Origin of the sequence: Nocardioides sp. (assembly GCF_030655615.1) — a bacterium.
GTDB lineage: Bacteria > Actinomycetota > Actinomycetes > Propionibacteriales > Nocardioidaceae > Nocardioides.
On sequence record NZ_JAURVJ010000123.1, the window covers coordinates 1 to 11034 of the forward strand.

General features: G+C 73.6%; 14 protein-coding genes. 5 read left to right on the forward strand and 9 right to left on the reverse strand.

The window, feature by feature from the left end; all coding sequences use genetic code 11:
- The 6 genes from Q7T52_RS10210 to Q7T52_RS10235 all read right to left on the reverse strand — a co-directional run.
- The coding region (locus Q7T52_RS10210) for a hypothetical protein (RefSeq protein ID WP_304802056.1) at nucleotides 1-205 on the reverse strand (205 nt) is incomplete at its 3' end.
- Nucleotides 202-900 carry a response regulator transcription factor gene (locus tag Q7T52_RS10215; RefSeq protein WP_304802057.1) on the reverse strand — a complete coding sequence of 233 codons (699 nt, stop codon included), beginning with the start codon at nucleotides 898-900 and terminating at the stop codon, nucleotides 202-204. The genes Q7T52_RS10210 and Q7T52_RS10215, both read right to left, overlap by 4 nt.
- 47 nt (nucleotides 901-947) lie before the next feature.
- A complete protein-coding gene (locus Q7T52_RS10220; RefSeq protein ID WP_304802059.1) occupies nucleotides 948-1814 on the reverse strand; it encodes a fructosamine kinase family protein in 867 nt (288 codons plus the stop codon).
- Nucleotides 1815-1854: 40 nt separating this feature from the next.
- The gene (locus Q7T52_RS10225) at nucleotides 1855-2337 is read right to left on the reverse strand and encodes a low molecular weight protein-tyrosine-phosphatase (protein ID WP_304802061.1); all 483 of its coding nucleotides are present in this window, start codon (nucleotides 2335-2337) and stop codon (nucleotides 1855-1857) included.
- Entirely contained in the window at nucleotides 2337-2735 is a 399-nt protein-coding gene (locus tag Q7T52_RS10230; protein ID WP_304802063.1) for a phage holin family protein, read from the reverse strand. Before Q7T52_RS10230 ends, Q7T52_RS10225 begins: the two co-directional genes overlap by 1 nt.
- 152 nt (nucleotides 2736-2887) lie before the next feature.
- The gene (locus Q7T52_RS10235) at nucleotides 2888-3586 is read right to left on the reverse strand and encodes a GntR family transcriptional regulator (RefSeq protein ID WP_304802064.1); all 699 of its coding nucleotides are present in this window, start codon (nucleotides 3584-3586) and stop codon (nucleotides 2888-2890) included.
- 126 nt (nucleotides 3587-3712) lie between these two features.
- Between Q7T52_RS10235 and Q7T52_RS10240 the strand changes: the two genes are divergently transcribed.
- Entirely contained in the window at nucleotides 3713-4606 is an 894-nt protein-coding gene (locus Q7T52_RS10240; protein ID WP_304802066.1) for a dimethylarginine dimethylaminohydrolase family protein, read from the forward strand.
- A 167-nt stretch (nucleotides 4607-4773) separates the two neighbouring features.
- Here the strand turns inward: Q7T52_RS10240 and Q7T52_RS10245 are convergent, their stop codons facing one another.
- The gene (locus Q7T52_RS10245) at nucleotides 4774-6162 is read right to left on the reverse strand and encodes a carotenoid oxygenase family protein (RefSeq protein ID WP_304802068.1); all 1389 of its coding nucleotides are present in this window, start codon (nucleotides 6160-6162) and stop codon (nucleotides 4774-4776) included.
- 79 nt (nucleotides 6163-6241) lie between these two features.
- Here Q7T52_RS10245 and Q7T52_RS10250 point away from each other — a divergent pair, with 79 nt between their 5' ends.
- From Q7T52_RS10250 to Q7T52_RS10265, 4 genes are read left to right on the forward strand one after another with little or no spacing between them, the layout of a single operon-like run.
- Nucleotides 6242-6820 (forward strand): TetR/AcrR family transcriptional regulator, encoded by a 579-nt coding sequence (locus Q7T52_RS10250; RefSeq protein WP_304802070.1) that lies wholly within the window; start codon nucleotides 6242-6244, stop codon nucleotides 6818-6820.
- Between the two features lie 48 nt (nucleotides 6821-6868).
- Nucleotides 6869-7426 carry a VanZ family protein gene (locus tag Q7T52_RS10255; RefSeq protein WP_304802072.1) on the forward strand — a complete coding sequence of 186 codons (558 nt, stop codon included), beginning with the start codon at nucleotides 6869-6871 and terminating at the stop codon, nucleotides 7424-7426.
- A gap of 10 nt (nucleotides 7427-7436) precedes the next feature.
- Nucleotides 7437-8507, forward strand: a complete 1071-nt coding sequence (gene hisC, locus Q7T52_RS10260) for a histidinol-phosphate transaminase (protein ID WP_304802074.1) — start codon at nucleotides 7437-7439, stop codon at nucleotides 8505-8507.
- Nucleotides 8504-8944: a YdeI/OmpD-associated family protein gene (locus tag Q7T52_RS10265; protein WP_304802076.1), complete on the forward strand. Its 441-nt coding sequence runs from the start codon at nucleotides 8504-8506 to the stop codon at nucleotides 8942-8944. Before hisC ends, Q7T52_RS10265 begins: the two co-directional genes overlap by 4 nt.
- Here the strand turns inward: Q7T52_RS10265 and Q7T52_RS10270 are convergent.
- Entirely contained in the window at nucleotides 8937-10175 is a 1239-nt protein-coding gene (locus tag Q7T52_RS10270; protein WP_304802078.1) for an MFS transporter, read from the reverse strand. The two genes, Q7T52_RS10265 and Q7T52_RS10270, sit on opposite strands and share 8 nt — an antisense overlap.
- Nucleotides 10175-10735: a transcriptional regulator gene (locus Q7T52_RS10275; protein ID WP_304802080.1), complete on the reverse strand. Its 561-nt coding sequence runs from the start codon at nucleotides 10733-10735 to the stop codon at nucleotides 10175-10177. The genes Q7T52_RS10270 and Q7T52_RS10275 overlap by 1 nt, the downstream gene beginning before the upstream one ends.
- Between the last annotated feature and the right edge of the window lie 299 nt (nucleotides 10736-11034).

An 11034-nucleotide genomic window follows, 5' to 3' on the forward strand; every position in this document is an offset into this window, starting at 1 on the left:
CGTAGACGCCCGCCGCCATCGCCGCGACGGTCAGCCCGACCGCCATCGTCGTGAGCAGGGTGACCCGGCTGGCCAGCGACCGGCGGTAGCGCCAGCGGCGGTCGCCGGGCTCGACCGGCGGCGCCGTCGCGGCCGCTGCCGGGGCTGCGGGGGGCGGGGGTGGGGCCGCCGGCGGCGCGTAGGGCGGCGGGACCGGCGCGCTCATGACTCCTTGAGCACGTAGCCGACGCCCCGCACCGTGTGCAGCAGACGTGGCTCGGCCTCGGCCTCGGTCTTGCGTCGCAGGTAGCCGACGTAGACCTCGAGGGAGTTGGCGGTCGTGGGGAAGTCGTAGCCCCAGACCTCCTCGAGGATGAACGACCGGTCGAGCACCCGGCGCGGGCGGCGCAGGAACAGCTCGAGCAGCGTGAACTCGGTGCGCGTCAGGTCGATCGCGCGGGTGCCGCGCAGCACCTCGCGGGTGGTCACGTTCATGGTCAGGTCGGAGAACGACAGCGTCTCCTCGCCGTCGTCCTCGGTGGGGACCGCGCGGCGCAGCAGCGCCCGCAGCCGGGCGAGCAGCTCGGGCAGCGCGAAGGGCTTGGTGAGGTAGTCGTCGGCCCCGGCGTCGAGGCCGTCGACGCGGTCGCCGACGGCGTCGCGGGCGGTGAGCACGATGATCGGTACGTCGTTGCCCGCGGTCCGCAGCGCGCGCGTCGTCTCGAGGCCGTCGAGGCGCGGCATCATCACGTCCATCACGACGACGTCGGGCGCGACGCCGCCGATGCCGGCGAGGGCCTCGGCCCCGTCACCGGCCAGGTGGACGTCGTAGCCGTTGAACTCGAGGGAGCGACGCAGCGACTCGCGGACCGCCTTGTCGTCGTCGACGACGAGCACGCGGGGCTTGGGTGCAGCGGACACGAGGGTCACTGTGGCACGGGGCCCTGAACCTGGACTGAGAGCGGTCCTCAGGAGTAGCGGCGCGCCACCTCGGCCGCCCGCGCGCCGTAGCCGCCACCGAAGAGGCAGGCGTGGACGAGCAGCGGGAAGAGCTGGAACAGCCCGATCCGGTCCTCCCACCCGTCGGCGAGCGGCGTGACCTCGGCGTAGGCGTCGAGGACGCGCGGCAGGTGGGGCAGCCCGAAGAGGGCGAGCATGGCGAGGTCGACCTCGCGGTGGCCGCCGTGCGCGGCGGGGTCGATGACGGCGGCGCGGCCGTCGGCGCCCCACAGGACGTTGCCGTTCCAGAGGTCGCCGTGCAGGCGGGCGGGGGGCTCCTCGGGGGCGAGCTCGCCGACCCGCGCGGCGACGGCCTCGATGGCGGCGGCGTCGTCCGGCTCTATCGCGCCGCGGTCGGAGGCCAGCCGGGTGAAGGGCAGCAGCCGCCGGGTCGCGTGGAACTCGGCCCAGGTCGCGGTCGGCCGGTTGGGCAGCGGGAGCCGGCCGATGAAGCCGTCGCGCTCGGCGCCGTACGACGCCGCGCCGGCCGCGTGCGTCGCCGCGAGGCTCCGGCCCAGAGCGGCCGCCTCGTCGCCCGTCGTACGACCCGGCTCGACCCACGCGACGACCAGGCAGTCGGCGTCGACGGCGAGCACCTCGGGCACGTGGACGCCGCCGTCGGCCGCGGCCTCGGCGAGCCAGCGCAACCCCCACGCCTCCTGCTCGAAGTACCCCGGCGGGGGCTGCGCCATCGTCTTCATCAGCGCGGTGGTGCCGTTGCTGAGGCGCAGCTTGGTGGCGATCGAGACGTCGCCGCCGGCGACCGGCGCGGTCGCCACGACGGCCGAGCCGAGGAGCTGCTCGGCCCGACGGGCGATCACGGGCTGCCGGGTCATCGGGTCACCGGGGTCATCGGGGTCATCGGGGTCATCGGGGTCACGCGACCAGGGGGGTGAGCTCAACGACCAGGGCGTCGCTGCAGCGCTCGACCATCGCGAGCACCTCCAGGAACCCGCCGTCGCCGCCGTAATAGGGGTCCGGCACGTCGCCGGGGCCCTCGGGATCGAGGTCGCGCAGCAGCAGCACCCGCTCGGACCGGCCGCCGATGTCGGCGAGGTTGGCGGCGTCCATGGCCAGCAGCACGTCGTGGTCGTCGAGCCAGGACGTGGCGAACTGCTGGGCACGGTGGGCGCTGCCGTCGTAGCCGCCGGTGCCCAGGGTGGCGGCCGCGCGGGCGTCCATCGGGTGGCCGACGTGCCAGCCGCCGGTGCCACAGCTGTCGACCTCGACCCGGCCATCGAGCCCGGCCGCGGCGACCTTGGCGCGCAGCACCACGTCGGCCATCGGCGAGCGGCAGATGTTGCCGAGGCAGACCAGGCCGACCCGGTAGTGGCCCGGCTCGCGGGGCGCCGGCAGCATCAGTCCCGCTCGGGCTCGCCGACGAAGCCGTCGACGATCCAGGTGACGATCGTGATGATGATCGAGCCGCCGACCGCGGTCCAGAACCCGTCGACGCGGAAGCGGATGTCGAGCGCGTCGGCCAGCGCCCCGGTGAGCATGAGCATCGCGGCGTTGATGACGAGCAGGAACAGCCCGAGCGTGACGATGATCAGTGGGATCGACAGGATCGTCAGGATCGGCTTCACCAGCGAGGTGATGAGCCCGAGGATCGCGGAGACCAGGACCAGCGGGACGAGGTCGTGCTCGATCTCGGCCCAGCCCTGGCGGGGGCCACCCGGGAACGCGATCCCGTCGAGGAGCCACGCTGCCGCGCCCAGGCCGAGCGCGGTGGTGAGGAGCCTGAGGATGATGCGCATGGCGTCAGTGTCGCAGGCGGCGTACGACGGGGGGTGCGGCAGGAATACCCGGTGGGCCGGGTATCCCTGCAGTTAACGGGGGTTGCATCGGCCCCGAAGTGCAGGAACACCCGGTGCACCGGGTATTCCTGCCGCCGTCGCCCGCCGAACCCCTACAGCCGCAGCGCGGTGATGATCTCGGTCTCGGCGTCGGCGAGGTGGCCCGAGAGGAAGGTCATGGCGGCGTCGACGTCGTCGTCCTCGAGGAGCTGGACGAGGGCGACGTGGGTGTCGGCCTCGTCGTGGGCGTTGCGGGCGATCCGCTCGACCTGGGCGAGGGCGAGCTTGAGCTCGACGACGAGGTTCTCGGCCATGGCGACGAGCCGGGGGCTGCCGGTCAGGCCGACGAGCGAGACGTGGAAGGCGAGGTGGAGGGTGTTGAGCTCCTGGTAGGTGCCCTCGGCGCGGACGGCGTCGGTGTAGACGCGCAGCGCGGTGCGGACGTGGTCGCGCTGGGTCTCGTCGGCCTCGCGCCAGCGGCTCACGCCGGCGCCCTCGAGGACCCAGCGCGCGGCGCAGACGTCGCGCACCGAGCCCGCCTCGGGGGTCGAGACGTGGACGCCGCGGTGGGGCTCGCGGGTGGCCAGGCCCTCGGCGACCAGGACGCCGAGCGCCTCGCGGATGGTGGGCCGGGAGACGCCGAGGGAGTCGGCGAGCGCGACCTCGCGCAGCGCCGTACCACTCTCGATCTCGCCCTCGAAGATCGCCCGGCGCAGCTCCTCGGCGGCCCGCTCGACGGTGGAGGTGTGCTCGACGTGCAACGTCGCGAACGGGCCCTCAGGCTCGGTGAGCGCGCTCCCGGACTGCGTCATGGGCTCATCATGCCGACACCGGGGCCGGTTTGAGCGGTTCCGCTTGATCTGGCGCCCGTGGTGCGTCACGATGGGTCCTGTCAGATTGTCTGACAATCAACACGTTGTGTGTCGAGAGGGGTTCCGTTGACCGAGCTGGGCTGGGGTCGCCACTACGTCGCCGTGGAGCCGACGCACTTCCGCGTCGACTACGTCATCAACCCGTTCATGGATCCCGCGGTCCAGCCCGACGGCCCGACCGCGTGGCGCCAGTGGCACGAGATGGTCGAGACCCTGCGTCGTCTGGGCGCCACCGTCGACGTGATGCCGCAGCGCTCCGACGCCCCCGACATGGTCTATGCGATGAACCTCGGCCTCGGGATCGTCCCCGAGCACGGCACGCCGCGCGTGGTCATGTCCCACATGCGCTACGCCGAGCGCCGCATGGAGACCCGCTCGGCGCAGCCGTGGTTCGCCGAGCGCGGCTGGGCGACGTCCTACGTCGGGCGCGACGGCGTCGGCGCCCACCTCGAGGCCGGCGACGCGTTCGCCTGGGGCGACGCCCTGGTCGTCGGCTACGGCCCGCGAACCGAGGAGCTCGCGCTCAAGCACCTGGCCTCCGACCTCGGCGTCCGCGTGCGCGGTGTCCGGATCACCCACCCCGGCATGTACCACCTCGACCTCGCCTTCTGCCCGCTCGACGACCGCCGCGCGATGGTCTGCCCGTCCGCGCTCGACGAGGCCTCGGCCGCCGCGCTGCTCGAGCTGGTGCCCGAGCCGCTGGTCCTCACCGAGGAGGAGGCGCTGACGACGTTCTGCGCCAACTCGGTGGTCGTCGGCAACACCGTCGTGATGCCGGCCTGCCCCGACCGGGTGCGCGCCCAGCTCGAGGAGTGGGGCTTCGAGGTCGTGGTCGTCGACGTGGCCGAGTTCCACAAGGGCGGCGGGTCCATCCGCTGCCTGACCAACCCGGTCGACCTCACCGTCGGTCGCGACCTGCCCGGCGTACCCGGTGGCGAGGTCGTGCTGCCGCCGGCCTGAGGAGGGCTCATGGCGACAGGGGCCGGGCAGCAGTTCTCCCTGACAGCCGGGGACTTCGACCCTTGTCAGGGGTTGCAACCCCTGACAACGGTCGGAATCCCCGGCCGGCCGGGGAATCCGCCCGGCCGGCCGGGGAATCCGCCACCCCCGGCCGCACCCGAAAAATCTCAGGCCGTCGGCACCCAGTTGCCGTGGAACCCGGCCGGGACCCGCCCGGGCAGGTGCACGGTGGCGACGTCGTCGAGGGTGGCGGCGTCGAGGACGCGCAGGGTGCTGCGGCCGGTGGGGCGGTCGGTGACGTAGCCCATCAGCACGCCGTCGTCCTCGGCCGCGTCGGGCGAGGACGGGACGAAGACGAGCTCGCCGGCCTCGAGCCCCGCGCCCAGGCGGCGTACGGCGGTCGTGCCGGCGACGGTGTCGTGGCGCAGGACCGTGTCGCCCAGGCCGCCGTCGTCGAAGCCGACGGAGTAGCCGTAGCGGTGCCGACGGCCGGTGAGCCGCTCGTCGTGGCGCGGGAACTCCTGGGAGTGCTCGTCGTAGCGGTGCTCGCGCGCCTTGCCCGAGCCGAGGTCGAGGGTGAAGCGGACCAGCGACGTCGGGCCCTCGTCGGGGCCGGTGAAGACGGTGGCGAACATCCGGTCGTGGCGCACCGCGTCGATGACGACCTCGCCGGTCTCGGGCACCTCGAACGCGTTGAGGGTGTGGAAGACGTAGCAGGGGTCGATGTCGAACCACCGCACGTCGCGGCCGTCGACGCTGTCGCGCGGCAGCAGGCCGATGCGCGCAGGGTAGTCGTCGTCCCAGGAGTACGGCAGCTGCGAGGGCACGCCGTTGCCGCGCGCCATCGCGTCGACCACGCGGTCGGGCACGGGGTTGCGGCCGACGACCCGGTTGAGCGCGAGCCGCGCGGGCAGCCGCAGCGGGCGCGGCATCTTGCCGGCGACCATGTCGATGTCGAAGGTGACCGGGAGGTCGTAGACGACGACGTAGTTCTCGGTGATCGCACAGTCGTGCATCATCGGGCTGCCGTGCACCTCGACCTCGACCTGGCGGCGCAGCTGCCCGTCGGTGCCGATGACGGAGTAGTCGACGCGGTTGCCGCGGGTCCACGAGTAGGAGACCGCGTGCAGCTCTCCGGACACCGGGTCCTCGTGCGGGTGGGCGGTGTAGCCGGCGCGCAGGTCGCCGGCGAAGCAGGACCGGCCGACGGTGTCGAGCTCGTCGCCCAGCTCGTAGGGCGGCGCGCCGGCCTCCACCAGAGCGAGCGTGCGGCCGGCGTGGCCGATGACGTTGGTGTTGGGGGCGAAGTCGCCCTCGGCCGGGCGGACCCAGCGGTTGCGGTACCACCGCGCGACGCCGTCCTCGAGGCGTACGCCGTGGACCATCCCCTCGCCGAGGAACCAGTGGTAGTCGTCGCCGGGGTCGGTCGCCGGGTTGGGCCCGATCCGCAGGTAGCGCCCGTCGAGGTGGTCGGGGAGCGTGCCGGTGACGTCGAGGTCGAACGCGGTCAGCTCGTCGTGGACGGGGGCGAAGCCGTCCTCCAGGTAGCGGTTCATCACGTCTCCTCGGAGTGTCCTCAGGCGTCGATAACAACGTTATCGGCGACGATAACGGCGTTATGGAAGGATGGCAAGGGTGACCGACGACGTGCGCCGCCGCCTGCTCGACGCCGCGGCCGAGGTGCTCGCCGAGGAGGGGCCGGCGGCCCTGACCGTGCGCCGGCTGACCCGCGAGGTCGGGGCCTCGACGATGGCGGTCTACACCCACTTCGGCTCGATGGCGGCGCTGGTGCGCGAGGTCGTGGGCGACGGGTTCGCGCAGCTCTACGCGCGCGTCGACGAGGTCCCGCAGACCGACGACACCCTGCACGACCTGACGGCCATGGCGGCGGCGTGCCGCCAGCACGCGCTCGCGCACCCCCAGCTGTACGCCGTCATGTTCGGCTCGGCCTCGCTCGGCGGCTACCGGCTGAGCGAGGAGGAGCGGCACGTCGGGCTGGCGGCGTTCGGCCAGCTCGTGGCCGGCGTCGCGCGGGCGATGGACGCCGGCGCCCTGCGCCGCGACGACCCCGCGGCGGTGGCCGGCCAGGTGTGGACCGCCCTGCACGGCTACATCATGATCGAGCAGGCCGGGTTCCACCGGGTCGTGGACGACCCCGAGGCCCAGCTGCTGCACCCGATGCTGGCCCACCTCGTCGCGGGGCTCGTCCCCTGACGCGTCCCCTGACGCGTCCCCACGGGTCGCCTCGGTAGCCTCCTCACGGTGTTCCCGGTCGGTGGTGTGGGCGTCATGCTCGTGGGCGTCGCGCTCTCGGGCGTCGTCTGCGGCCTGCTCGCGGCCGGGCTCCGGCGCCGCCTCGGCGTGGTGACCGCGTTCGCGGTCGCCGCCCTGCTCTGGTCGGTCGTCGTGATCGGGCTGATCACCCTGCTGCCCGCCGACGGCGCGCCCGGCGTGGTGTTCGCCGAGGACCGGCTCGGGACCTGCTCGTGGGACATCGGCGGGCCGGCCCCCGACGGGTTCTGGATCTTCTCCGGCGGCCAGCGGCTGCTCAACGTCGCCGTCTTCGTGCCGTCCGGCGCGCTGCTGGTGGTCGCCGCCGCCCGGTGGCCCCGGTCCGCCGTCGTCCTGGTGCCGATCGGACTGGCCCTCCTGGCGGCGTACTCCGTCGGCATCGAGTGGACCCAGCTCGAGCTCGCCCGTATCGACCGCGCCTGCGACGTCACCGACATCATCGACAACGTCACCGGCGCCGTGCTCGGCGTGCTGGTCGGGGTCGTGCTGGCGGTGGCGCTGCGGCCGTGGCGGAGCCGGCGTCGATAGCCTGAGCGGCATGGCCCACCCTCAGCCGCGCCCCAACGTCCTGCAGATCCCGACCTACGTGCCGGGCAAGCCGCCGACGGTGCGACCGGGGATGACGGCCTACAAGCTCTCGAGCAACGAGAACCCCTACCCGCCGCTGCCCGGCGTGGTCGAGGCCGCGACGCGGGCCGTCGCGACGATGAACCGCTACCCCGACATGGGCAGCACGGCGCTCTACGACGCGCTCGCGGCCCGGCTCGACGTGCCGGTCGCCGACCTGGCGCTGGCGACCGGCAGCGTGGGCCTGATCTACCAGCTGGTCAGCGCCTACTGCGACACCGGCGACGAGGTCGTCTATCCGTGGCGGTCCTTCGAGGCCTACCCGATCGCGGTGACGACCGCCGGGGCGACGTCGGTGCAGGTGCCGGTGCTGCCCGACGGGCGCCACGACCTGCCGGCGATGCTCGCCGCGATCACCGACCGCACCCGGATCGTCATGGTCTGCACGCCCAACAACCCGACCGGCCCGGCGGTGACGCAGAGCGAGCTCGACGCGTTCCTCGCGCAGGTGCCGCCCCACGTGGTGGCGGTCGTCGACGAGGCCTACCTCGAGTTCGTGCGGATGGACGACGCCGTCGACGGCCTCGCGACCTACCGCGCGCACCCCAACGTGGTGCTGTTCCGCACCTTCTCCAAGGCCTACGGGCTGGCCGGCTTCCGGGTCGGGTACGCCGTCGCGCAGGGTCCGGTCGCGGCCGCGCTGCGCGCGGTGTCGCTGCCGTTCGGCGTCTCTGCCGTGGCGCAGGCGGCGGCCATCGCCTCGCTCGAGGCCGAGGCCGAGCTGCTCGAGCGCGTCGAGGCGCTGGCCGTCGAGCGGGCCCGGGTCTGGGGGGCGCTTCTCGAGCTGGGCTGGGACGTGCCGGAGCCGCAGGGCAACTTCGTGTGGTTCGCGCTGGGCGAGCGCACGGGCGACTTCGCGATGGCGGCCGACGAGGCGGGGATCGTCGTACGTCCGTTCGCCGGCGAGGGCGCCCGCGTCTCCATCGGCGAGAACGAGGGCAACGACCGCCTGCTCGAGGTGGCGAAGGCGTTCCGGGCATGACGACCTTCACCACGACGCTCGAGGCGACCGGCGGCAACAACGTCGGCATCGTGGTGCCCGACGAGGTCGTGGCGTCCTTCGGGCGCGGCAAGCGGGTGCCGGTGGTCGTGACGGTCGACGGGGGCCACACCTACCGCTCGTCGGTGGCGAGCATGGGCGGGCGGTTCCTCGTCTCGTTCAACGCCGAGACCCGGGCGGCCACCGGTCGCGGGGCCGGCGACGAGGTCGAGGTGACGCTCGAGGTCGACGACGCGCCGCGCACCGTGGAGGTCCCCGAGCCGCTCGCGGCGGCGCTGGCGGCCGACCCCGCCGCGGCGCAGGCCTGGGCGGCGCTGTCGCCCAGCAGGCAGAAGGCGCACGCCCTCGCGGTCGCGAGCGCCAAGACCGACGAGACGCGCGAGCGCCGGCTGCGCAAGGTGCTCGACGAGCTCAGCTGACGGCGGGCTCCGGCTCGGCCGTGGCCGGCCGGTCGTCCATGGCCCGCCACCGCGGGTCGACGGCCGGGAGCATGGTCGCGGCGAAGTAGGCGACGCCGACGGCGCCCATGGCGAAGGCCAGGCCGCCCCCGTCGACGAGCAGCCCGCCCAGCAGGCCGCCCAGCGGCATCAGCGCGAAGCACATCGCCGTGGTCAGCGAGGAGACCCGACCGACGAGCCGGGCCGGGATGCGCTCGAAGATCACGGCGCCCAGCACCGGGTTGATGAAGCCCGAGGAGAAGCCGCCGACGACGAAGACCGCGATGATGCCGGCCAGCGGCACGTCGAGCGCGAAGACCGCGAAGCGCGGCAGCCCGCAGAGCAGGAACGCGAACAGGTAGGTCTTGAAGCGCGGCAGCCGCGCCGCCCACGCCGCCGCGCAGATCGCGCCCACGGCGGACGCCCCGCTGAAGACGGCGAACAGCAGCCCCAGTGTCGCCGCGCCCTCACCGGACTCCAGCGCCCAGACGGGCATCAGGACCGCGGCCCAGGCCAGGTCGAGCAGGTTGGTCACGGCGACCATGGCCGCGATGCCCAGCAGGAGCGGGTCGTGGCGCAGGAACGCCCAGCCCTCCCGCAGCTGCTCGGCGTACGGCGCAGGGTCGCCCGCCTCGGGCTCCGGCACGCCGAGCCCGACCGTCGCCCAGGCCAGCACCGCGGCCGACAGCCCGAAGCTGGCGGCGTCGAGCGCGAGCGCGTTCTGGGCGCCGAGGGTGGCCACGAGGAGCCCGGCCAGGCCGGCGCCGAGCATCGAGGCGGTGCGCTCGACGGTGGAGGCGAGACCGGTGGCGCGCTCCATGGGGACGCCGGCCGACTCGACCAACGCCGGGACCAGGGCGTGCTTGGCCCCGTCGCCGGGGCCGCGGAGGGCCCCCGCGCAGGCGACGAGGGCGAGGAAGGCGCCGAAGGGCAGCACGCCGGCGTCGTGGAGCAGCGGGATCGACGCGACCACGAACAGGGAGCCGACGTCACAGGTGATCGCGACGCGGCGCGCGCCGACCCGGTCGATGACCGGCCCGCCCAGCACCTTGAAGAGGACCAGCGGCAGCATCTCGAAGAGCGCCACGAGGCCGGTGCGGGTGGCGCTGCCGGTCTGCTCGAGGGCGAAGAGGGGCAGCGCGATCATCGAGATCCGGGTGCCGGTGAGCGAGATGGCCTCGGCGGTCAGCCAGCCGTAGAGTGGGCGGCGCATCAGTGGTCCTGGCCCGGGCGCACGTAGGCCGAGAACTGGAACACCACGTGGCGCGCGTCGGCCTCGTCGGGCTGGTCGTCGACGGCCTCGAGGATCTCGGAGACGGCGTCCATGACGGCCTTGGCCTTGGTGGGGGTCACGAGCTGGACCCAGTCGCTGAACGTCGAGGCGTCGCGCCAGGGCTGGGGGAGCAGCGGCCGCTCCTCCATCGCCCGCTGCAGCCACTCGGTGTAGACGACCGCCGCCGACTGCAGGAACGCGTCCTCGCTGTCGGCGGCCTCGGTGCCCGACTCGGCGGTCTGGGTGTAGGTGGAGGTGTGCGCGGCCTTCCACCACCGCTCGCGCCCGTTGCCGCGCTCGGCGTCGTCGAGCACGAACCCGTGCTGGGCGAGCGTCCGCAGGTGGTAGGACGTGGCGCCCGAGTTGAGCCCGAGCCGGGTCGCCAGCGAGGTCGCCGTCGCCGGTCCGTCGAGCCGCAGCATCCCGAGCATCCGCAGCCGCACCGGGTGGGCGAGCGCCCGCAGCTGGTGGGGCGTCGGCGTGATCGTGGGTCCGTCCATGCGCCTCACCCTAGACCGCAAAGGGTTGTTTGCAAATGGTCGTTTGCGGTCTCGTTGACGATAGTCCCGGGCGTTCTGGCCCCACAAGAGCCGTCTCAGGGGCCATTTCGCCCGGGACTATCGCCGTGGGGGCGCGGGGACGGCGCCACCCCGCGTTACCGCCCCGACACCGAGGACGGGCAGGGTGGACCCATGTCGATCAAGGTCGCCTTGGAGCACCGCACCACCTACGACTTCGCGCACCCGGTCACGGTCGGACCGCACGTCGTGCGGCTGGGGCCCGCGCCGCACACCCGGAC